Source organism: Veillonella ratti (assembly GCF_003992115.1).
GTDB lineage: Bacteria > Bacillota > Negativicutes > Veillonellales > Veillonellaceae > Veillonella_A > Veillonella_A ratti.
The window spans coordinates 25,262-46,433 of the sequence record NZ_RQUX01000019.1; the positions used below are offsets into that span (position 1 = coordinate 25,262).

The window sequence follows — 21,172 nt, forward strand, 5'->3', positions numbered from 1 at the left end:
TAAAGACCGTGCTGGTTGTACAGAACCTTGAGTAACATGGTTATTTTAATTATGAAAAACAGCTCTCCTTGTTGTGGTTAAGACCACACCGGGAGAGCTGCTTGTTATTTTACAACGCGCATCATGAAAATGGGAATTTCTTCGTATTGTAAACTCATATCTTGTTGTACATAGGGGCGTACATCGGGCACGAGGCTGACTTCGTGAGCTCCCAGTTGTTTGCAGGTTTTTAAGTCCCACGCCGGGCGTGTTTCCTGACTGATGGTGAGACTGTTTTTAATGGCCGTGCATTCATCTAGAATCTGACTGTCTACGTTGGCATGAACGTGACCTTCATTGCGGGCAAAGGTAGTTTTGCCGTAGTCGGAATCAAAGTTTAGGATGACGCCCTTTGGTTTCAGGACGCGAAGCCATTCGCTGTAGGCCGCTTTCGGATCGGGTAAGGTCCAGGTGAGATTACGGCTCAAGACGGCATCAAAGGTACCATCTTCATAAGTGAGTTTAGTAGCATCCATTTTTTCAAAGGTCGCCGTACTGTGAAAGGTGGCGGCGTTTTGACGGGCGTGATTCACCATTTGCTGCGACATATCGATGCCCGTTACGGTATGACCGTGATGACAGAGCAAGAAGGTAAAAAAGCCGGTACCCGTGCCTACATCAAGGATGCGAATCGGTCGCTCTAAGGGGATATGCTGAGCCAATAAGGCGTGCCACGCTTTGGCATTGGGGCTTTTTAGTTCCTGAAGGCGCAGCTCGTTAAAGGCATCGCTTCGTTTATCCCAGTAGGATTCAATTCGTTTTGTTATATCCATGACAGACTCCTGTTTATTAATCCTTATCGTGTTTCATAATGGCCGGAACTAAGGCCGGTCCTTACTATAGGCAAAAATATTTCTATAGAACAGTATAGAGGAAAATCAAGCGAGATATAAGCGGGGGTGGGGGTTATTTTTGAAAAAAGTATCCCCTAGGTGGGCTTTTCAAAGTGATGAATAGTAGGTACACTAATATGAAGAAGATGAATAATGGGTACTTTGGTACCGCTAAGTTCACTAGTTATGCCCTAAAAACCGGCAGTATATTTTAACGCAGTAACAAGAAGAATTCATGTAAGGAGGTGCCGTGATGACAGAAAATAAAGAAAGAACTAAGCAATCTGCGCTTGCTTTACTTAATCGCCCCAATTCATCATGGCGCACATGTATCAAATATGGTCAACCTATTTTGCAGGTAATCGGGGTGCTGTGGGTGGTAGCGACCCTTACCTTCGGCTTGATGCAACTCACTAATGATGATGTGGTAGATCAAGTCTTTTCGGGGCAGCAGAGCTTATCTATAGAGGATCAAGCTGAAAAAAGGGCTGAACTGGGCTTAACGGCGCCTATATGGTTGCAATATGGCCGCTGGCTTTGGGGCGTCTTACAGGGCGATTTCGGCCAATCTATGGTAACTGGGGAAGCGGTCAGTTCTTTGCTGTGGTCAAAACTGCCGGCTACACTCCTTCTCATGGGAGCGGCTGTAGGGGTCACTCTGTTAATAGCTGTGCCGACAGGCCTTTGGACGGCACACCAAAAGGGTCGTATAGGTGATAAATTGGTGCGCAGCCTGACCTTATTCGGTAATACGATGCCAAATTTTTTTACCGCCTTATTGTTGCTTTATGTGGTAGCCCTAAAACTAAACTGGTTACCGGTTATTGCCCGTCATAATGAACCGACGCAGCTCATTCTGCCGACAATCACCTTGGTTTGGTCCATGAGTGCCAAATATATTCAACAAATAAGAGCCTTGGCCTTGGATGAATTAAGTAAACCCTATATTATGGGCCTTCGCACCCGTGGTCTTAGTTGGTACACGATTTTCGCCCGGTATGTTCTGAGAGCTATTGCGGGCCCCCTTGTAGCCTTGGTGGCATTATCTTGCGGTTCTTTACTGGGTGGCGTAACCATTGTGGAGACCATATTCATGTGGGACGGTGTTGGCAAAATGGCTTTTGATGCCATTACGGCCAGGGATTACCCGGTGTTACAGGCCTATGTGCTTTGGCTGGTAGCCCTTTACATTTTACTCAATTGGAGCACGGATTTTTGGCAAACAAAGCTGAATCGCCGTTATGCGAAGGAGGCCGATCATGAAATATAACTTGGACGGCAAGCAGGGCTTTAAGCGGTTTGGCAAAATACAGTGGCTATTATGGGGCGGCCTTGGCGTGATGATTTTTATGTTTGTTGCGGCGCCGGTGCTATGGCCGTTTGACCCTTATGAGCAGGTGTTAAGCGAAGTATTGCAAGGGCCCGGTGCTTCCCACTGGTTGGGGACCGACCAATACGGACGGGACATGGTAGCCCGTATTCTGGCCGGAGGACGGGTTACGGTAGGGCTAACCTTTGTTATAACGGTGACGATTGCCGTAATGGGAACGTTGTTGGGTATTATGAGTGCGTATATGGGCGGTTTTATGAGCTGGCTTATTAGGCTCTTTATTAATGTAGCGCTGGCCGTGCCGTCACTTGTTTTTGCCTTAGCGATTGCCGCCGTATTGGGTGGCGGCATGGGCAACGCGGCGTTGGCCCTTATTTGTGTGGCTTGGCCGAAATATGCGCGACTTGCGCGTAGTTTGACCCTGCAGGTCAAAGCGGCACCGTATATCAAGATAGCGAGCTTGCAAGGGCAGACGAAGTGGGGGATTTTTTACTATCACATTATGCCGCAAATAGCGGGTCCGTTGGTGGTGACGGCGGTGCTCGATATGGGTGTGATTCTCATGGAACTGGCAGGGCTGTCCTTTTTGGGCTTAGGGGCTATGCCGCCTATGGCTGAATGGGGCAGTATGCTCAGTCTAAATCGGAGCTTATTGCAAACCGCACCGTGGCTTCTGCTGGCGCCGGGTGGCGCTATCGTTGTGACGGTGGCGTATTTTCACTATGTCGGTGAAAACTTGCGGCAATATTTTGATAAAATATAAGGCGTATGTGTATAATCGATTTTTGAGAAACGTTAAGGTTTGTGTGTATAAGTTTTTTGAGAAACGCTAAGGCTTGTGTGTATAATCATTTTTTGACAAGCGAAAAGCTTATAGTTTGGTCATTAATCGGTACGGTGAGGTATTCGGGTATTTGTGGTTGGAGGTTTAAGTTATGAATGAGAGCAGAGGCGGTAAGCAGCATTTAAAAGGTTTGCGGCGCCTTATGGCGGTCATTGCCTGTGTCTTTATGGCCGTGGTAATCAGTGGTTGCGGCAGCAGCAATATCGATGGCGGCGGTAAAGTGTTACATTACGGCACGACGGCCTATGGGCCGGCTATGGAAAATGCCGGTTTAAATCCTCATGAGGCGTATCAAGGCTGGAGCGCCGTTCGATACGGTGTCGCGGAAACGTTGGTGCGTTTTAATGATGCCATGGAAGTAAAACCGTGGTTGGCCGATTCGTGGCAGTTTGTGGATGCTCATACGGTGAAGCTGCACATTCGGGATAAGGTGACGTTTTCCAACGGGAAACCTTTAACGGCTGAGGCGGTGAAGGCTAATTTTGAAGAACTTCTAGCTGTGCATGACAGGGCGCCTAAGGATTTAGGCATTCAGTCGATGGTGGCTGACGGTCAAAATCTTACAATTCAATCGGCTAATCCGGCTACCGTGCTTTTGACCTATTTGGCGGATCCGTACAGTGCTATTATTGATGTGTCTGAAAAACCGAAAGACGGTTTATATGTGGGGACAGGTCCGTTTAAGGCAACGAATATTACGGAAAAATCGGTAAGCCTCGTGCGCAATGACTCGTATTGGGACGGTAAACCAAAGCTTGATGGTGTTGAAGTGGTACGTATCACGGAAGGCGATACGCTTACTATGGCGCTCCAAAAGGGCGATATCGATGCGGCTCAGGGCTTGCCTTATAACAGCTTGGAGTTATTTAAGGATGCTTCAGCCTATACTATCAGCTCGATGCCTACTTCGCGGGTTTATCAAGTGGCCTTTAATTTCAACAGCCCGGCTATGCGGGATAAGGCGGTCCGTGAAGCCATCGCCATGAGCATCGATAAGACTCAGTTTGCTAAGGTGCTTTTAAAAGGGAATGGCGTGGCGGCGGTAGGTCCGTTCCCGGGAAATACGGCGCTCGGACATATGAAAGTAACGGCGCCAAGCTTCAATATTGAAGCGGCTAAAAAAATACTGGCTGATGCCGGTTATCGTGATACGGACGGTGACGGTTATGTCGATAAAAACGGTCAACCACTGACCGTGCGTTGGCTTACGTATACGTCGCGTCAAGAGTTGCCGGTTTTGGCAGAAGCCGCTCAAGCTACCCTTAAACAGGTGGGTATTAAAGTCGAAGTCAATGCTACCGATGCGTATCGCAGTGTTTTAAAACAAGGGAATTTTGATGTATTTGCAAAGGCCTTTGTAACAGCGCCAACCGGTGAAGGCTCTTATTACTTCAAGACCAATGCCCTGGCCGGTGCGGTGGACAATGTGGGGAGCTATAACAATCCTGCAATTCAGGATTTGATGGCACAACTGGATCAAACAACGGAGCCGGCTCAGCGCCAGGCGATTTTTCAAACAATGACACAGACCGTGCTTGATGATGCGGCGTTTATTTATGTGGCTCATCTTAAAATGAATCTTGTTATGAAACATAAAGTTGTTAACTTTAAAGCGTCGCCGACCGATTATTATGAACTCATCAAAGATGTAGATATGTAAGAAATGTAGCTATGTAAAAAAAATGTAGCTATGTAAAAATATAGACATGTAAAAAAGGTAGATATGTAAAAAGGTGAAGCTATAGAGTTGACGGAAAGGGGGTGATGTGTTGACCGAGCCGATGATTTTATTAAAAAATTTACAAGTTGCCTATGACGGGCAGTCGGTCTTACAAGATGTAAATCTTACCGTTGCAGCCGGTGAAGCAATCGTTATTATAGGCCCTTCGGGAGCAGGCAAAACGACTATATTGAAGACCTTATTGGGTTTATTGCCAAAAAATGCCCGGATTACGTATGAAACAGCTTCTTTATGTGGCGTTTCTTGGCCTAAATCGGAACAAGCTTGGCACGATTTACGAGGCCGACGCATCACTTATGTAGCGCAAGGCGCCGTAAGCTCTTTTAGTCCTTTTTTTACAATTGAAGAGCAATGTCGTCATGTGGCAAAGGCTATTAATCTCGATTGGGCTGAAGCCCACAGTCGGATTGAAACTTTAAGCATCGCTCTTGATTTAGACCTTAACGTCTTATCTTTATATCCCACTGAATTGTCCGGCGGTATGGCTCAACGGGTGGCGTTATTATTTGCCTTACTCCCAAAACCGGATATTCTAATCGCCGATGAGCCGGCTTCGAGTTTAGACATGGTTCGTCAACTGCAAGTAGTAGAGCTTTTGAAAAAAGTGCAGCAATCGGAAGGGTTGACTTTGGTGTTTGTTACTCACCAACGGGAATTGGCAAACTGTATCGGTGACAGCGTATATGAATTGCAGGACGGTCGCCTGCAATGTTTGCAGGAAGGTCATTTGCAATGTTTGCAGGACGGTTGTTTGCAAAATTTGAAGGCCTCTATGAATGAGGGCGATCATTCAGCGTCTATTAGCGTGGAAGACATCACTACGATTGACAAAGAGCCTCGTGCTGTGGCAGTAACAGATGTTGCGACGGCACCGCTTTTAGAGATTAAAAATCTCCAAGCCTGTTACGAGGCTGATAGTAACTCCGTATTACATGACGTAAGTTTAACGGTTCATCGTGGTGAATGGGTGGCCTTGGTTGGTCTCAGCGGAGCCGGTAAGAGCACTTTGTTTCGCTGCTTACTAGGCTGGCAGCCCACTTTAAACGGTGAGATTTTATATGGTGAAAAGGAGCTTGCCAATTATTCGCCTGCTGAGTTGGGACAAATAGTCCAGCCGATTTGGCAAGATCCGCAAAGTTCTTTTAATCCGCGTCAAACAATCGGATGGAGCCTTGAAGAAGCTATCAAACATAAGCCGGCAAAGCCGGTGAAGTCGGAATCTTTGCAATCCTTAGGGGCACAAAATGTCAGATTTTTATCGCAAGAGTGCACCATTTTAGATGTCGCAGACAGGGCGCGGTTTTCACCGGTCGCAAGTTCTGCTTCAACCGGCCAAGAACAGGTGTCTACCCTCTTGGGCGCCGTGAATTTGCCAAGTTCATACAGTAAGCGTTATCCGCACATGTTGAGCGGCGGGGAATGTCAGCGAGCCGCTTTGGCGCGGGCTATTGCCAATAATCCGTCCTTACTTTTGTGTGATGAAATGACATCTGCTTTGGATGGGCAAACGCAAGCGGAAGTATTAACCGTATTAAATGATTTAAAACAAAAAAATCAGCTCGCCGGTTTAGTCATAACCCATGACTTAACGATAGCTGAATCTTTATGTGAACGCATCTATTTATTGGCTGAAGGGTGCATTGTGGAATCAGGGACGGTGGCAGCTGTTTTAGCCAATCCTCAATCAGAGTTGGCCAAACAATTGGTAGAAGCACGCACATTACTTAAAAGGTAAATACTAAAATTGTATTACCATTGTTTTACAATACCATAGTATTTTACCATAAGTCATCTTGTGCAATATGTTATAATAAATTTATAACAGACGAAACAAGGTGGTGATTACGTGGCGCAAACGGAGCACGATAGATTACATGAATTAGGTATTGCCCACAGTCATGAGGCGATGCATGAACATATACACGGCCATGAACATTCTCATGAACATACTCATACAGATGAAAACGCTCATGGACATACACATTCGCACACGCAGACTAAGGCGGTATTGAATCGTTTGTCACGTATTATCGGTCATTTGGAGTCGGTAAAGCGGATGGTGGCGGATGGGCGCGACTGCAGTGAGGTGTTGGTGCAACTGGCCGCGGTTGATTCGGCGGTGAAAAGTGTGAGCCGCGTTGTCATAAAGGACCACATTCAGCATTGTATCGTTGATGCGGTAAAAGATAATGATACAGAAACCCTTGATAAATTGAATGAAGCTATCGATCGGTTTATAAAGTAGCGAAGGCTATTTTTATAATAACTTTTGAATTTGATACTTGGCAGATTATTTACAAGGAGGTAGCAGTATGTCACGAGTTGTAATGCAGGCACATTTGAGAAATGAATTAACAAACGCTAAAAAGAGTCACACTGTATTTACTGATGTAGGCAAAGATGTGGGCGGTTTGGAAGAATCGTTTTCACCGGTTGAATTGTTAGCTGACACGTTTGCTTCTTGTGCCCTCTCCATTATGGGGCTTATCGGCGGTAAAATGGGCTATGATTTTGTTGGTGCCTATGCCGAAGTGGCCACCGATGTGAGCTCCGAAGAATTTAGAGTTAAAGAAATTAAAATTGACTTCCATTTACCAAAAGCTGTTAAAGAAGAAGACCGCAGTAAAATTGAAACCTTGCTTCATGAAAAATGTATTGTCGGCCGTAGCTTGAATGATGATGTAATACAGACTGCTACGTTTAACTATGATGTGTAGGGTTGTTTGAACAGAATATTTGCTTAAGTTGTAGTTAGCCCTTGCTTGAAATTCAGGCAAGGGCTTTTTTGTCCTATAAGCCTGAAATCAAAAAATAAAAGACCGATAAGACTAGATAAATACTAATCCTATCGGTCTAAAGACCAACTCAAAATGACCTATAAGTTTATAATTAATTATTTAATATGTTTGCTGCCGCGTTCGGTCATTGGCACATGATCTTTACAAAGCGGGCATTCTTCCGGCTGGTAGGTCGGTACGGTAAGGTTCAATAAAGCCTGCACTTTGTCGTTTGGAATACCAAAGTCTGCTTTGCCGCCGCTACGGTTAACCAAGAGGCCTACACCTACGATTTCGCCTTGAGAAGCTTTTACTACGTCTACAACTTCGCGAACGGAACCGCCGGTTGTTACGATATCTTCAACGATAAGTACGCGTGTACCCGGTTCGATGCGGAAACCGCGACGTAAAGTCATAACGCCTTTTTCACGTTCGGTGAAAATAGCACGGGTACCTAACGCTTTACCAACTTCATGAGCCAACAAGATACCACCCGTCATAGGTCCGATAACGAGTTCAACATTTTGATCCTTGAAGCGTTCGGCCAATTCTTGGCAAAGACGTTCCGTATATTTCGGATGTTGCAATACGTTGAATTTTTCCACATACATTGGGCTGTGGAGTCCGGAGGTCAAAAGAAAATGGCCTTCTAAAATAGCTTTAGTGTCGATTAATAACTGTTTTACTTCTTGTTCTGTCATCATGGGTGAACAGCCTCCATTTCTTCAACAATTAAACGAACCGCTTCTTGCGGATTTTCGGCTTTGGTAATCGGGCGACCGATAACGAGCTTTGAAGCACCGTCCTCTAAGGCGTTTTTCGGTGTAGCAATGCGTTTCTGGTCATTGGCAGCCGCAAAGCTTGGGCGAATGCCCGGCGTTACAATGAGGAAATCCTCGCCGCAGGCTTTGCGGATGGCCTTGGCTTCCAACGGGGATGCTACAACGCCGTCCATGCCGGATTCTTTAGCAAGTTTTGCCAAACGCAGTACCTGATCGCGAATCGGTAATTGACCGCCGATGGCAGTCCAAGCATCATCGTCAAAACTGGTGAGTACGGTTACGGCCAAGAGTTTAGGACGCTCTACCTGTAATTTTTCAGCGGCTTCGGTAGCTGCTTTGGCAGCGGCCGCCATCATAACGGGCCCGCCTTGGCTGTGCAAGGTGATGAGCTTGGCGCCTAAATGCGTCAAAGAGGTTACCCCCTGTGCTACCGTGTTGGGAATATCATGCAATTTCAAGTCGAGAAATACGGATTTCCCCTGTTCTTGCAAATATGTAACGGTTTCGGCACCGGCGGCATAAAATAATTCCATGCCCACTTTGTAATACGATACGGAGTCACCTAAGGTAGTCACCAAGTTTTTTAACTGATCCATGGTGGCCACATCAAGGGCTACTATAAGTCTGTCGTCTGCCATCGTAAGCCTCCTTTGATAATATATTCAAATAATTTTTACACAAAAACGAGGTAAAGTCAATTCTAAATTATTTGTGCTTATCTATATTATACCTCTTTTTACTTGTAAAAAAGAGAGGATATCTAGTATTATAGATATATAAGCTAGTCATAGCAAAAAGTGATGATGTTTTCAAAAGAATGGAGTGATACTAGTGGCAGTAGGTAATCGAGTGTATTTGAAAAGACCGATGGTAAGTGATGAACTATTGAACGAATATCAGGGGATTCCGGCGGCGAATGTGGCGGATTGTATGGGGCGCCTCAGTGCCTTGCATCCGCGTGTTTCTTTGAAATCTTCACCTAAACAACCGGTGACGGTAGGCCGTGCTTTGACGGTAAAAACGCGTGGCGGCGATAACTTAATGATTCATAAAGCTCTCAATATGGCTGGGCCGGGCGATGTTATTATGGTGTCCAATGACGGGGGCACGGAATATCGGGCGCTCATGGGTGAAGTTATGCTCGGCTATGCGATTTATAAACAAATTGCCGGCCTCGTAATTGACGGACCGATTCGCGACAGTGATGCGGTAGAGGCTATGAGCATGCCTGTTTACGCAAACGGTACCAATCCGGCAGGCCCTTACAAAGATGGCACCGGTGAAATCAATACGCCAATTGCTTGCGGCGGCATTTCTGTAAATCCGGGGGATATTGTCGTTATGGACCGCGACGGCGTTATCGTTGTACCTTGGCAGGATGCGGAAGAAGTGTTGGAAGGGGCTAAAAAAATCCAAGCCAAAGATGCAGCCAATGTGCATGCGGCCTTGACCGGTGATGCGGACCGTCAATGGGTGGAAGACGCACTCAAAGAGCAGGGCACCGAAATTATTGACGACCAATATTGATTGTGGTCGATATTAAAGCTTGAAAAACCAAAAACTAAATAGTCATTAACTTTAGAGGCGATGATTATAAAAAAGCAACCGATGCTTACAGTGTTATGTAAGTTCGGTTGCTTTTTGTTGCAATTATGAAACTACACTAAGTTTTGAGGTTTGCCCGCTTCCCAGGCTTTGATATTTTCAATAACAATATCTGCTCTGGTTTCGAGTGCTTCTTTGCTGGCAAAAGCTACATGCGGGGTAAGTACGGTATTTTTGGCATGGCATAATGGATGGTCGGCCGGAATTGGCGGTTCCGTTTCGAATACATCAATACCGGCGCCGGCTAAACGACCTTCGTTAAGGGCGGCCGCTAAAGCAACGCTATCTACCACGGGACCACGGGCTGTATTGATGAGCACGGCGGTCGGTTTCATGAGCTTAATCATGTCGGCGTTCACAAGGCCCTTCGTTTCAGCCGTTAACGGCGTGTGTAAAGATACGAAATCGGCTTCGCGGAATAATTCTTCTTTGGAAACGAATTTAACGCCTTTGTCGATGAGGTCTTGTTTTTCACTGCGATTGTAAGCAATAACTTTGCAACCGAAAGCAAGGGCGATTTCAGCTACGCGGCGACCGATGGCACCGGTGCCTACTACGCCGAAGGTTTTGCCAAAAAGTTCAAAACCCACCAAACCGGCTTTAGTGCCTTCGTGGCGTGCTTCGTGGTCGCATGGTACGATATTGCGAATTACAGAAATAGCAAGACCAAAAGCGAGTTCAGCTACGGCGTTAGTGGAGTAGCCGGCGGCGTTACATACGGTAATGTTGCGTTCACGGCAGGCTTCTAAATCCACATGGTCCACGCCGGTGAAGGCGATAGAAATCATTTTGAGATGCGGGCATTGGCGAATGATGTCACCGGACAATTTCTGATTGGCCAAAATCAAAATATCTGCGTCTTTTACGCGATCCAATAATTTTGCTTGGTCTAACTCCTGCGTTTCGGGATAGAAGAATTCATGGCCGGCTGCTTTAAGTGGGGCACTGACTTCTTCGATTTTGGCGGCGGATACGCCTAATGGTTCCATTACGATAATATTCATATTGTCACCTCGTTTAAATTAGTGAGTATGTATAGAGTTATCAGCTAACATATATTATTGTAGCTCTTATTAATTTTGATTATACGCCAAATAAGCGGAGAATACAAACGCGTCGAAACCATGGTGATGCACTAGGATATGAAAAATAATATTAAATAATATTTTGAGAGAACATTGAGAAATGATTTGTATCGGCAAATTCTCATACATCAAGTGAAATAAACTTGATGTATTTTTTTTATAAAGAGAATTATTAACAATATTAAGAACCTAATTAACGCCATTTTGAACATTATATATATAGTGGTACTCTAAATGTTTTTTTTGTTTGATTAATTGTAAAGAAAGAGTAAAATTTAAATAAAATATTTACAAAATATAAACAATTTATAAACTGGGTCTAATTACGTACTAAAATTCTAAATTATGTAATGACTGAAAATAAATATTTTATACGATGAAGGAAATTCACAAGCAGATACGGAGGTGCCGGTGTGAAGATAATTAACAAAGTGAGTATAGTGCTATTAATCGTGGTTTGGCCGTTAGCATTTCTTTTGCCCGGTTGGGCTTTTTGGGAAAATAATTGGATAGAAAATATAGAGGCCTTAATATTGTTAGGTGGCTTTTTAATGACAGTTAAGTGGTCATTTTTAGGAGCTCGCTCTGAACGGTGGCTTTGGCTGAGTGCGGCGGTACTATTTTTAGTGGCACTGGGTCGTGAATTGAGTTGGGGCCGTGTTTTCTATCCGATGGCATGGACGACCACCGGGCCGGAATTTCCCGGGATAAATGAAGTCTGGTTTGGGGGATATGTTCCCTGGTTTTTAGGGGCCATGGCGCTCTTGTTGTGTGTGGCCCTATGGCGGGGACGCGATTTAATAGCTGTTTTATATAAAGAGCATCTTAGTGATCGCACGCTTCTTATCTACCTCGCTATTTTTATAGGCGGACTCGTATTAGGTGAAACTATATTTGAAAAAAATATGATTTCTTTGTGGTCGGCTTACCATCAAAACTTGGAAGAAATGGCGGAATTGTGTAGCTACTGGTCGGCCATAGCTCTTGTATTCAGAGTAAAAGAGTTGGTTTGCGCGAAAGTAGAAGCTAGCCTTATTAAAGGTAAGACACTGTATTCTTTGGCTCAATTTACTTTGCATCGATAAGATATTGTCTTAACCAAGAGGATATTTAGTAACATCTTTTTGAATTTAGTTTGGTGTTCGCCTTGAGTGGACGTAAGTAGTAAACTAATGCGATAAAAATTATAAAAACAGCCTTTGTTCGAAGGCTGTTTTTTGATTTTTTAAATCCTTTAAAAAAGGCGGTATTATCATACTTTTTGCATAGTAATAATGCACAATGATAATCTAATTCCTATTTGAAAACAGGAGATTTAATTTGCTATACTACAAAGAGACATCACTCACAACCATACAATTTTGGTCGATGTCGGTTCCAACAGAGGTTGGATTATATTGAATACATAACTAGTATTATTTGTGTGAGGTGCAAAACTATGAGTTTCGAAAGTCGATTCCAACATATTGATCGTCGTGTTCCGATTTCAGAGAATAATCCTGCAATCATTCATGATTTAACTAAATGTAAAAACTGTACATTATGCCGTCGTGCTTGTGCTGACGTTATGGGTGTACTTGACTACTACGATTTAGAATCTACCGGTGATGAACCGATTTGTGTTCATTGCGGTCAGTGCGCAGCCGCTTGCCCATTCGATTCCATGAACGAACGTTCCGAATTGGACGAAGTAAAAGCAGCTATCGCCGATCCTGATAAAATCGTGGTTATTCAGACTGCACCGGCAGTACGTGTAGGTATCGGTGAAGAATTCGGTTATGAACCGGGTTCCGTTTTAGAAGGCAAAATGATTGGCGCCTTACGTCAACTTGGTGCCGACTATGTAGTAGATACCAACTTTGGTGCCGACTTAACTATCATGGAAGAAGCCAGCGAATTAATTGAACGCGTTGTAAACGGCCATGGCGAATTGCCACAGTTTACAAGCTGCTGCCCTGCATGGGTAAAATTCTGCGAAACTTACTACCCTGAATATTTACCAAACATTTCTACAACTCGCAGCTGTATCGCTATGGAAGCAGCTGTTATTAAAACATATTTCGCTAAGAAGATGAATATCGATCCTGAGAAAATCGTATCCGTGAGCGTGGCTCCTTGTACGGCTAAGAAATTCGAAATTCGTCGTCCTGAACAGAATAAATCGGCTGCATACTGGGATAAAGAAGAACTTCGTGATACCGACTACTGTATTACGACTCGTGAATTCGGTAAATGGATTCGTGAATCCGGTATCGACTTCACTCAGGTAGAAGAATCTCAGATGGATAAATACATCGGCGCTGAAACCGGTGGCTCCGTAATCTTCTGTAATACCGGCGGTGTTATGGAAGCGGCTGTTCGTAGTGCTTACAAATTCATTACCGGTGAAGAACCAACTCCTGAACGTTACACGAACCTCCAGGAAGTTCGCGGTATGGAAGGCGTTCGCGAAGCGGAAGTTGAAATTGGCGACAAAAAATTAAAATTAGCTGTAGTTCATGGCGGTAAAAATATCCGTACATTCTTGGACGATATGAAAGCTAATGGCAAAAAATACGATTTCGTTGAAATGATGGCTTGCCCTGGCGGTTGTATCGGTGGCGGCGGTCAGCCACGCGTAAAAATGCCGGTAGCTAACAAAGTTCGTGAAGCTCGTATCAAAGGAATTTACGATATGGATTCCAACATGAAACTTCGTTCCAGCTATGAAAACCCTGAAATCAAAGCAATTTACACTGAATTCTTTGATAAACCATTGGGCGAATTGTCCGAACAGTTGTTACACACTCACTTCACCGACCGCAGCAGCGATCTTGGTGTACGTAAAGATGTAACACCTGAAACCTGCCCAACATCCCCTAAATTCAAGAAACCTGAATAAGAGGATAGGCTGCGAATAGAATAAGCGTTTATTTCGATAGCGAGATAAACGAATATTCCGATTAGCGAATCATAGAGCATCGAATGCTTGTGACAATCACAGCATTTGATGCTCTTTTTGTATAACTACAGTTGACATGTATCTCTGATTGAAGTATTATAATATACATCGAAAGGGTAATGTTTTACCCCAGGTAGTTATAATTTTATAGAATCATCCAGAGCAGCTGAGGGATTTGGCCCGATGATGCTGCGGCAACCTGCTTGATGCATATGCAAAAGGCAAGGTGCTAAGTCCAACGGGTAACCGGCAGATGATAAGACAGTAGGTCGTCATTTGTTGACGACTTTTTTTATTAGCTGCCACTTTTGAGAGGAGATTGAGAATATGAGTAATGCAAAACAGACAATTGGGAAAGGTCCGTTCCGTTATGATGTAGTAGGTAGTTTTTTACGGCCTGAAACTGTAAAAAAAGCGCGCCAAGAAGTAGAAGCGGGGGCTCTTGGTAAGGCAGAACTTCGTAAAGTCGAAGATGAAGCCATTCGCGACTTAATCGATAAAGAAGTTAACGTAGGTCTTAAAGCCGTAACAGATGGTGAATTTCGCCGTGCGTATTGGCATTTAGATTTCTTGGAACAACTGGTAGGCGTTGAACGTATTAAAGCGGAACATTGGTCCGTAGCCTTTAAAGGCCATCAGCCGAAAGCGGCCACTCTTAAAATCGTAGGTGATATCGACTTCCCGGATAATCATCCGTTTTTGGAAGATTTTAAATTCGTAAAAGCTACCGCCGGTGATAGAGCGGTTGCTAAATTTACCATTCCGTCGCCATCCATGCTCCATTTGATTTGCTGTGTCCGCGAAGAACATTATGAACCGATTCCGCAGTATGAAAATGAAGATGCTTTATTTGAAGCCATTGCTAAAGCCTATCGTAAAGCGATTAAGGCCTTCTATGATGCAGGTTGCCGTTATCTTCAGTTGGATGACACTTCTTGGGGTGAATTCTGCGATGACACAAAACGTAAAGAATACGCGGCGCGCGGTTTAGATTTAAATCACATTGCCAAAAAATATGTAGAAGTTATTAACTATGCCTTGGAAGGTAAACCGGACGATTTAGCTGTAACTATGCATATTTGCCGCGGTAACTTCCGTTCCACTTGGTTCTCGTCGGGGGGCTATGAACCGGTGGCGGAAACACTATTCGGTCATTGTAACATTGACGGTTTCTTCTTGGAATACGATTCCGACCGTGCCGGCGGGTTTGCACCGCTTCGTTTTATAAAAAATCAGAAGGTCGTACTAGGCCTTGTGACTTCCAAGTTCCCGGAACTTGAAAAAGAAGAAGATTTATTGGCACGTATTGAAGAAGCCAGCTTGTATGTGCCAAAAGAGCAATTGGCGTTGAGCCCGCAATGTGGTTTTGCCTCTACGGAAGAAGGCAATAATTTAACCGAAGAAGAACAATTTGCCAAGTTGGCACTCATTAAACGAGTTGCTGAAAAGGCTTGGGGGCCCTATGAAGAATGATGAAAGTCGCAATGATGAAAGTCGCCATGTAAATAGTATTTCGATTGATGCTGCTACTTCGCCCGATGGTAGTAAGAAGAGCCATGACAAGAGTGCGGGGCGGGAGGCGTTTCGCTACGCTTTTCCCTTAACCGTACCGATTTGTGCGGGCTTCTTATTTCTGGGCATCTCCTACGGCCTCTTTGCCGTAGGACAGGGCCTGCCTTGGTATTTGCCGATTATTATGAGCGCTACCATCTTTGCAGGCTCTATGGAGTTTGTTACCGTCGCCTTATTGACCGCTCCTTTTGATCCGTTGGGCGCTTTTATTCTGGCCTTTATGGTTAACGGACGGCACATTTTTTACGGGTTGACTATGTTAACCCGCTATACTTCACAGGGGTGGAAAAAATATCCCCTTATTTTCGGCATGTGTGATGAGTCATTTGCCCTCAACGCGACCGTAAACTTGCCGGATAATGTGGATAGAGGCTGGTTTTATCTCCATGTAACGTGGCTGAACTTTGTCTATTGGGTGCTCGGCGTGGCTATGGGTTCCATAGGCAGTCAATTCATCACTTTAAACTTAAAAGGTATTGAGTTTGTTCTAACGGCTTTGTTTGCGGTTATTTTCTTGGATATGCTATTAAAAGGGAAAAATTTGATGCCCGGATTTATCGGCCTCGGCGTGTCGCTCTTGATGCGTATTCTCTTGGGACCGGATGTATTTATGCTGCCGGCCATGGCTCTCATGGTAGTTATCTTCAGTTTACTGTATAAGATTAAGGGTAAAAAAGAAACGGATTTAGCAGATGAAGGGGGGACGGCTTCATGACAGCATGGGAAATGACGATTACTATTGGCGCCGTCGTCCTTGGTACGATGGCTACACGTTTTATTTCGTTTGTCGTATTTGCCAAGTCGGAAAAACCGCCGGCCATCGTCACGTATTTAGGCGATATGTTGCCGGCCGCAGTTATGGGACTTTTGGTCGTGTATTCGTTAAAGGGCGTATCGTTGGCGGTAGCGCCGAACGGCATTCCGGAGGCCATTGCTTTAGTAATATTGGCGGTCGTTCACTATTGGCGTCGCAATTTATTACTCAGCATTGCCGTAGGCACCATTGTGTACATGTTCTTGGTGCAGGAGATATTTTAGCTTGATTATATAATTTAGTATGTAAATCGGATATAGTCCGACTCTTTCTATAACTAAGGGAAGAGTCGGGCTTTTTTTGTTGTGAAAAATATGAATTGGCTGTATATGGCGACAGTTCTATGACTATAAAGTATTGTTAAAGGGTTTTACAAATGATTTCGGATGATGTATTATGAGTATAATAAGTTTAGAAATCGATTTCGTAAATCGATTTCGTAAAATAAAAACAAAATGGACTGTTAATTAAAACATAAATTAGAACGTGATTGAATACATGGATTAGAATGAGACTTAAAAAATTGATTTTAGCGTAGGGAGGTGCTGTATGGGAAAAGTAACAATTGCTGATGTGGCCGCTCGAACAGGTTTTTCAAAAACGACAATATCACGCTTTTTAAACGGTAAATATGAATTTATGTCCGAAGAAACGCGCAAACGTATCAGTGAAGTCATCAAGGATATTGAATATAAACCGAATCGCATGGCCCGCAGTTTGCGCTTGCAACAAAGTCATATGATTGGTGTTATCGTGTCAGATATTTCAAACCCATTCTCAGCCATCCTTTACACCGGTATTTCGGAGTATTGTGAACAACATGGTTTTACCGTACTGTTGGCTGATGCCGGTGATGATCCGGATAAGGAAAAACGCTATATTCAGTCCATGATTGCGCAAGGTGTGGACGGGCTTGTTATAAATGCAACCGGCGCGAATGTTTCATATTTGAACGAAGTGAATCGTACCATGGTGCCCATTGTGTTGGCAGATAGACCGGTTGAAGGCTGTGAATGCGACATAGTTTCTGTCGATACGAAGCAGGTAACGCATGATAGTTTAGCCTTATTGTTAAGCAAAGGGTATGAACGTATTCTTTTTGCTACGCGGCAAATTGGAACCAATGGAATTCGGCGTGAACGATTTGATGAGTTTTCGATACAGTATGAAGCTTTAACAAATCGTCAAGCTATGACGTTGGAATATACTAAGTCGGATAAAGCGGCTCTCAAAACGGCGATTCTTTCTGCACTGGCAGCGGCCCGTGATGCCGGTGAAAAGCTGGCTTTATTTGCCGGTAATGGTGTTGTACTTAGTGATATGGCCTATTTATTAAGGCGCAATAAATTACGGAGCCCTGATGATGTGGGGCTTTTCAGTTATGATAATTGGCCGTGGATGGATAGTATCGGGCCGGGCATATCGGTAATAGAATTGCCGTCGCATCAAATAGGCAGTGAATGTGCCCGTCTATTGTTGCTGAGGGTTACGGCTAGTCTTAAAGCGTCTGAAGAATCAGTGTCTTCGGAAGCTTCAGATAGTACGTCTGTGGCGAAGCAACATATTATTTTATCGGGTAAAATTGTGGAGCGCGACTCCCTGTAAGAGATATTGACATTTTAAAAATATATTTAGGAGGTATGGAGGGTGGCAAGAGTTTTAACAATTGGTGAGCCCATGGGACTCATGGTGGCAACGGAGCCGAAGGCACTTAAAGATGTAACCACGTTTCACCGCTATGTGTGCGGTGCGGAGGTGAATTTTTCGGTCGGTATGAGTCGCTTAGGGCATGAGGTAGCGTATATCAGCCGTGTCGGCAATGATCCGTTCGGTCAACATATTTTGGACTTCTTGGAAGAACAAAATATCGGGATTGATTATGTTGAATTGGACGATGTAAATCGTACGGGTATGCAGTTGAAAGCAAAAACTTTGGAAGGCGATCCGGAGGTCGTTAATTTCCGTCGTTTCACAGCGTTCTCGTATATGGAACCGGCTATCGTTGATACAGTTGCTTGGGATAAATACGATCATTTACATGTAACCGGTATTCCACCGGCTTTATCCGATAGTTGCCGCGAAACATCGATAGCCATGATGAAAACAGCTAAAGCACATGGTGTTCAGGTTTCCTTTGATACCAACCTTCGTCCTGCTTTATGGCCATCTGAAGAAGCTATGCGTGAAACAATTAACTACTTGGCATCGTTAGCAGATATTGTGTTACCCGGCTTTGGTGAAGGGAAAATTTTGACTGGTTTTGATACACCGGAAGCCATTGCGGACTTCTATCTCAAACAAGGCGCCAAGGCGGTGGTTATTAAATTAGGGACCAAAGGTTCTTTTGTTAAAACGGAAGCCGAAGCCTTCTATGCACCGGCGTATGTGGTGGAACAGGTAGTCGATACCGTAGGTGCCGGTGATGGTTTTGCTGTAGGTACAATCAGCGGCCGTTTAGAAGGTTTAAGTTGGCAAGATGCTGTGCGTCGCGGTGCAGCGATTGGTGCGCTTCAAGTACAGGTGGAGGGAGATAACGAAGGATTGCCTACACCGGAACAATTGGCGGCGTATCAAAAGAGTGCTAAGTTAAGTGATTAAAATGTAGTTTATATACCTAATATTTAGCTTAAAAAGTAAGCGCTTACACGTGTTGCACGGTGTTTTATATAGGTATAGTGACATAAAAAATAAAGTATTGGACATACTAGGAGGTTTTTATCATGGACAAATTGCAAGTTATTGAAACAGTAAAAAAAATAGGTGTTGTTGCCGTTATTCGCGGCAATACGCCGGATGAAGCAGTTCAGATTTCGGAAGCCTGTATTGCCGGCGGTGTAACAGCAATTGAAGTTGCCTTTACTACGCCACGTGCGCATGAAGCAATTTTGACTTTGTCTGAAAAATACAAAGATAATGCACAAGTTGTTATTGGTGCCGGTACCGTTCTTGATGCGGAAACAGCTCGCATGGCTATTTTAAATGGGGCAGCTTTTGTTGTTTCACCTGCATTTGATGAAGCTACCATAAAATTATGTAATCGTTACCGTGTAGCTTGCATGCCGGGAACTACAACAATCCAAGGTGTTATTCAGGCCTTGGAATTAGGCGCCGATATTGTTAAAGTATTCCCTGGCGAAGTTGTGGGCAGCAAATTTATTAAAGCCGTAAAAGGCCCATTGCCACAAGCTCAAATGATGCCGACCGGCGGCGTAAGCATTGATAATGTAGCTGAATGGTTTAAAGCCGGTGCTGTTGCTGTCGGGGCAGGCGGCGCATTGACCGGTGGCGGAAAATCTTTGGCTGAAATTACCGAAACAGCTAAAAAATTCGTTGCTGCGGTGGCAGACGCTAGAAAATAAGCTAGATAAGGTTTGAAGAATATAAAAAATCCTCGAAGTGAATTGAGAATTAGTTCATAACTTATTAGTTGTGACATTTTCCGGTAAACTTCGAGGATTTTTTGTAGTTAATTATTTAAAGTAATGCCATAGTTGCCGGTGGCAATATTGGTCATCTCAGCAAATATAGTATCTAATGTATTAGCTGATTTAGTATTGGTATCATTGATTAACAACATAACATTGGAACCTAGTTTTTTAGTAGCACTACGGAAGTTTGTACCGGGCATAGCAGGTATTTTTGTTAAAATAATACCAGACTTCAATAAGGTATCATCAATGTTAGTGTAATAAGCGGAGTAGTGATTTTTTAAAAGGTTAAAATTTAATGTTTTATCCGCATATAAAGCGTCCATAAAGTTAATTGATTTTTTGAATTGAGTTTTATTGAAATTAACTGCTTCGGCTTGTAATGCCTGATTTATGCCTATTTGTAGCATTGCATTAGTCATAATAATTTGTTCCGGCGTTAAGTTTTCGGTTGAATTTCTAAATTTGCTTATGAGATTCTTTTTGGCGAGTATTAAAAGGGTAGATATTTGTAGGAAGTTACGTACAGTTTTAATTTGTTGATCTATATTGTCTGTATTTTTCGGTAAATTATAGTATTCGACAAAATATTTGTAATTGATATATTGGAATATATTACGTTCTTTTATCAGTTCTTCCATAGATTTAATTTCGGCTACGGCGGCATCATAGGTCGATTGCAAATTTAACCAAAATTCAACACTGTTATCAAAAAGTCTGGCTAATTTAATAGCGATATCGATAGATAAACTTTGTTCAGCTCGAATCAATAAGCTAAGATTTTTTGGAGTTGTATCCAAGCGTTTAGCAAAATCTTCTTGAGTCAAGCCACTATTTTCAACTAATTCTTGGATATAATAGCCTGGATGGAAGGCCATTTTATTATTGTATTCTATGTAATTACTCATAATGTTTGCTGACCTCCTTTATTTCTACTATTTTTACTACCCTTGCAATCTCATCTATATTGCAAGGTTCAAAAGGTTTTTTGTTGTTATTTAATGGCTGAAGTATAATTCGCCAAGGTTCTTTGCGTGATTTAACATCTATAGCAAAATAACCTTCGAGATTTTGATTTTGCTTATTTTTCAGAGCGTGAAATCTGAACGTGGGTAGGGTAATAATATCTTTTATAACAATTGCACTTTGAAGTGCATTAATTCTGGCAAATAAGCTTTTTACTAAGGTCTTGTTTCCTCCGAATAGTTTAGTTGCATCTTTAACACTGGTACATTGTATTTTGACTCTTTCTGTTGCATACTCTATATCCAAGATAAATTTTCTCTAAATTAAATTACCTATCTAGTAATTTAATTTTAAACTTATTGATGGAAATAGTCAATAAATTTGGACGATAAAAATGTTTAGTCTAATTATAAAA

Annotated in this window: 21 protein-coding genes and 1 riboswitch; of the genes, 15 read left to right on the plus strand and 6 right to left on the minus strand. The window is 43.4% G+C overall.

All coding sequences use genetic code 11. From position 1 onward, the window contains the following. Positions 1 to 104 precede the first annotated feature (104 nt). Positions 105 to 812, minus strand: coding sequence for a class I SAM-dependent methyltransferase (locus EO124_RS08320; protein ID WP_127059146.1), 708 nt, complete (start codon positions 810 to 812; stop codon positions 105 to 107). Positions 813 to 1,125: 313 nt separating this feature from the next. On the opposite strand from EO124_RS08320, the gene EO124_RS08325 reads away from it, so the two are divergent. The 6 genes from EO124_RS08325 (at position 1,126) to EO124_RS08350 (ending at position 7,504) form a co-directional block, all read left to right on the plus strand. Beyond that, positions 1,126 to 2,142 (plus strand): ABC transporter permease, encoded by a 1,017-nt coding sequence (locus EO124_RS08325; protein ID WP_127059147.1) that lies wholly within the window; start codon positions 1,126 to 1,128, stop codon positions 2,140 to 2,142. Continuing rightward, a complete protein-coding gene (locus EO124_RS08330; RefSeq protein WP_127059148.1) occupies positions 2,132 to 2,965 on the plus strand; it encodes an ABC transporter permease in 834 nt (277 codons plus the stop codon). Before EO124_RS08325 ends, EO124_RS08330 begins: the two co-directional genes overlap by 11 nt. 172 nt (positions 2,966 to 3,137) lie before the next feature. Then, a complete protein-coding gene (locus EO124_RS08335; protein ID WP_127059149.1) occupies positions 3,138 to 4,706 on the plus strand; it encodes an ABC transporter substrate-binding protein in 1,569 nt (522 codons plus the stop codon). A 121-nt stretch (positions 4,707 to 4,827) separates the two neighbouring features. Further along, entirely contained in the window at positions 4,828 to 6,522 is a 1,695-nt protein-coding gene (locus EO124_RS08340; protein ID WP_127059150.1) for an ABC transporter ATP-binding protein, read from the plus strand. A gap of 111 nt (positions 6,523 to 6,633) precedes the next feature. Then, positions 6,634 to 7,032: a metal-sensing transcriptional repressor gene (locus EO124_RS08345; protein ID WP_127059151.1), complete on the plus strand. Its 399-nt coding sequence runs from the start codon at positions 6,634 to 6,636 to the stop codon at positions 7,030 to 7,032. 67 nt (positions 7,033 to 7,099) lie between these two features. After that, positions 7,100 to 7,504, plus strand: coding sequence for an OsmC family protein (locus EO124_RS08350; RefSeq protein WP_127059152.1), 405 nt, complete (start codon positions 7,100 to 7,102; stop codon positions 7,502 to 7,504). Between the two features lie 176 nt (positions 7,505 to 7,680). On the opposite strand, the gene pyrE is transcribed toward EO124_RS08350, so the two are convergent. Both pyrE and pyrF read right to left on the minus strand, forming a co-directional pair. After that, entirely contained in the window at positions 7,681 to 8,268 is a 588-nt protein-coding gene (gene pyrE, locus EO124_RS08355; protein ID WP_021840214.1) for an orotate phosphoribosyltransferase, read from the minus strand. Continuing rightward, positions 8,265 to 8,984, minus strand: coding sequence for an orotidine-5'-phosphate decarboxylase (gene pyrF / locus EO124_RS08360; RefSeq protein ID WP_127059153.1), 720 nt, complete (start codon positions 8,982 to 8,984; stop codon positions 8,265 to 8,267). The genes pyrE and pyrF overlap by 4 nt, the downstream gene beginning before the upstream one ends. Positions 8,985 to 9,177: 193 nt before the next feature. Here pyrF and EO124_RS08365 point away from each other — a divergent pair, with 193 nt between their 5' ends. After that, positions 9,178 to 9,873 carry an RraA family protein gene (locus EO124_RS08365; protein ID WP_127059154.1) on the plus strand — a complete coding sequence of 232 codons (696 nt, stop codon included), beginning with the start codon at positions 9,178 to 9,180 and terminating at the stop codon, positions 9,871 to 9,873. Between the two features lie 131 nt (positions 9,874 to 10,004). On the opposite strand, the gene EO124_RS08370 is transcribed toward EO124_RS08365, so the two are convergent. Beyond that, positions 10,005 to 10,955 (minus strand): 2-hydroxyacid dehydrogenase, encoded by a 951-nt coding sequence (locus tag EO124_RS08370; RefSeq protein ID WP_127059155.1) that lies wholly within the window; start codon positions 10,953 to 10,955, stop codon positions 10,005 to 10,007. 632 nt (positions 10,956 to 11,587) lie between these two features. Here EO124_RS08370 and EO124_RS08375 point away from each other — a divergent pair. From EO124_RS08375 to EO124_RS08410, 8 genes are all read left to right on the plus strand, one after another. Beyond that, entirely contained in the window at positions 11,588 to 12,121 is a 534-nt protein-coding gene (locus EO124_RS08375) for a hypothetical protein (RefSeq protein WP_127059156.1), read from the plus strand. Between the two features lie 353 nt (positions 12,122 to 12,474). Continuing rightward, complete coding sequence (locus EO124_RS08380) at positions 12,475 to 13,917, plus strand: [FeFe] hydrogenase, group A (RefSeq protein WP_127059157.1); 1,443 nt, start codon at positions 12,475 to 12,477, stop codon at positions 13,915 to 13,917. Positions 13,918 to 14,127: 210 nt separating this feature from the next. Beyond that, positions 14,128 to 14,237, plus strand: a riboswitch (SAM riboswitch). Positions 14,238 to 14,304: 67 nt separating this feature from the next. Further along, the gene (locus EO124_RS08385; RefSeq protein WP_127059158.1) at positions 14,305 to 15,450 is read left to right on the plus strand and encodes a 5-methyltetrahydropteroyltriglutamate--homocysteine S-methyltransferase; all 1,146 of its coding nucleotides are present in this window, start codon (positions 14,305 to 14,307) and stop codon (positions 15,448 to 15,450) included. After that, positions 15,440 to 16,264, plus strand: coding sequence for an AzlC family ABC transporter permease (locus EO124_RS08390; protein WP_127059159.1), 825 nt, complete (start codon positions 15,440 to 15,442; stop codon positions 16,262 to 16,264). Before EO124_RS08385 ends, EO124_RS08390 begins: the two co-directional genes overlap by 11 nt. Beyond that, complete coding sequence (locus tag EO124_RS08395; protein ID WP_127059160.1) at positions 16,261 to 16,587, plus strand: branched-chain amino acid transporter permease; 327 nt, start codon at positions 16,261 to 16,263, stop codon at positions 16,585 to 16,587. The genes EO124_RS08390 and EO124_RS08395 overlap by 4 nt, the downstream gene beginning before the upstream one ends. A gap of 325 nt (positions 16,588 to 16,912) precedes the next feature. Continuing rightward, complete coding sequence (locus EO124_RS08400; protein WP_127059161.1) at positions 16,913 to 17,968, plus strand: LacI family DNA-binding transcriptional regulator; 1,056 nt, start codon at positions 16,913 to 16,915, stop codon at positions 17,966 to 17,968. A 42-nt stretch (positions 17,969 to 18,010) separates the two neighbouring features. Then, entirely contained in the window at positions 18,011 to 18,961 is a 951-nt protein-coding gene (locus EO124_RS08405) for a sugar kinase (protein WP_127059162.1), read from the plus strand. Positions 18,962 to 19,083: 122 nt separating this feature from the next. Beyond that, the gene (locus EO124_RS08410) at positions 19,084 to 19,722 is read left to right on the plus strand and encodes a bifunctional 2-keto-4-hydroxyglutarate aldolase/2-keto-3-deoxy-6-phosphogluconate aldolase (protein ID WP_127059163.1); all 639 of its coding nucleotides are present in this window, start codon (positions 19,084 to 19,086) and stop codon (positions 19,720 to 19,722) included. 107 nt (positions 19,723 to 19,829) lie between these two features. Here EO124_RS08410 and EO124_RS08415 read toward each other — a convergent pair whose 3' ends face one another. After that, complete coding sequence (locus tag EO124_RS08415; RefSeq protein WP_127059164.1) at positions 19,830 to 20,699, minus strand: HigA family addiction module antitoxin; 870 nt, start codon at positions 20,697 to 20,699, stop codon at positions 19,830 to 19,832. Further along, positions 20,692 to 21,063: a hypothetical protein gene (locus EO124_RS08420; protein ID WP_127059165.1), complete on the minus strand. Its 372-nt coding sequence runs from the start codon at positions 21,061 to 21,063 to the stop codon at positions 20,692 to 20,694. Before EO124_RS08420 ends, EO124_RS08415 begins: the two co-directional genes overlap by 8 nt. Positions 21,064 to 21,172 lie beyond the last annotated feature (109 nt).

What these genes read in the sequence shown, in the direction of transcription:
- EO124_RS08340 (WP_127059150.1), top strand. Translation starts at nt 4,828, where the DNA reads ATGATTTTATTAAAAAATTTACAAGTTGCCTATGACGGGCAGTCGGTC.
- EO124_RS08400 (WP_127059161.1), top strand. Translation starts at nt 16,913, where the DNA reads ATGGGAAAAGTAACAATTGCTGATGTGGCCGCTCGAACAGGTTTTTCA.
- EO124_RS08375 (WP_127059156.1), top strand. Translation starts at nt 11,588, where the DNA reads ATGACAGTTAAGTGGTCATTTTTAGGAGCTCGCTCTGAACGGTGGCTT.
- EO124_RS08390 (WP_127059159.1), top strand. Translation starts at nt 15,440, where the DNA reads ATGAAGAATGATGAAAGTCGCAATGATGAAAGTCGCCATGTAAATAGT.
- EO124_RS08325 (WP_127059147.1), top strand. Translation starts at nt 1,126, where the DNA reads ATGACAGAAAATAAAGAAAGAACTAAGCAATCTGCGCTTGCTTTACTT.
- EO124_RS08385 (WP_127059158.1), top strand. Translation starts at nt 14,305, where the DNA reads ATGAGTAATGCAAAACAGACAATTGGGAAAGGTCCGTTCCGTTATGAT.
- EO124_RS08320 (WP_127059146.1), bottom strand. Translation starts at nt 812, where the DNA reads ATGGATATAACAAAACGAATTGAATCCTACTGGGATAAACGAAGCGAT.
- pyrF (WP_127059153.1), bottom strand. Translation starts at nt 8,984, where the DNA reads ATGGCAGACGACAGACTTATAGTAGCCCTTGATGTGGCCACCATGGAT.
- EO124_RS08410 (WP_127059163.1), top strand. Translation starts at nt 19,084, where the DNA reads ATGGACAAATTGCAAGTTATTGAAACAGTAAAAAAAATAGGTGTTGTT.
- EO124_RS08350 (WP_127059152.1), top strand. Translation starts at nt 7,100, where the DNA reads ATGTCACGAGTTGTAATGCAGGCACATTTGAGAAATGAATTAACAAAC.
- EO124_RS08335 (WP_127059149.1), top strand. Translation starts at nt 3,138, where the DNA reads ATGAATGAGAGCAGAGGCGGTAAGCAGCATTTAAAAGGTTTGCGGCGC.
- EO124_RS08370 (WP_127059155.1), bottom strand. Translation starts at nt 10,955, where the DNA reads ATGAATATTATCGTAATGGAACCATTAGGCGTATCCGCCGCCAAAATC.
- EO124_RS08415 (WP_127059164.1), bottom strand. Translation starts at nt 20,699, where the DNA reads ATGAGTAATTACATAGAATACAATAATAAAATGGCCTTCCATCCAGGC.
- pyrE (WP_021840214.1), bottom strand. Translation starts at nt 8,268, where the DNA reads ATGATGACAGAACAAGAAGTAAAACAGTTATTAATCGACACTAAAGCT.
- EO124_RS08380 (WP_127059157.1), top strand. Translation starts at nt 12,475, where the DNA reads ATGAGTTTCGAAAGTCGATTCCAACATATTGATCGTCGTGTTCCGATT.
- EO124_RS08330 (WP_127059148.1), top strand. Translation starts at nt 2,132, where the DNA reads ATGAAATATAACTTGGACGGCAAGCAGGGCTTTAAGCGGTTTGGCAAA.
- EO124_RS08395 (WP_127059160.1), top strand. Translation starts at nt 16,261, where the DNA reads ATGACAGCATGGGAAATGACGATTACTATTGGCGCCGTCGTCCTTGGT.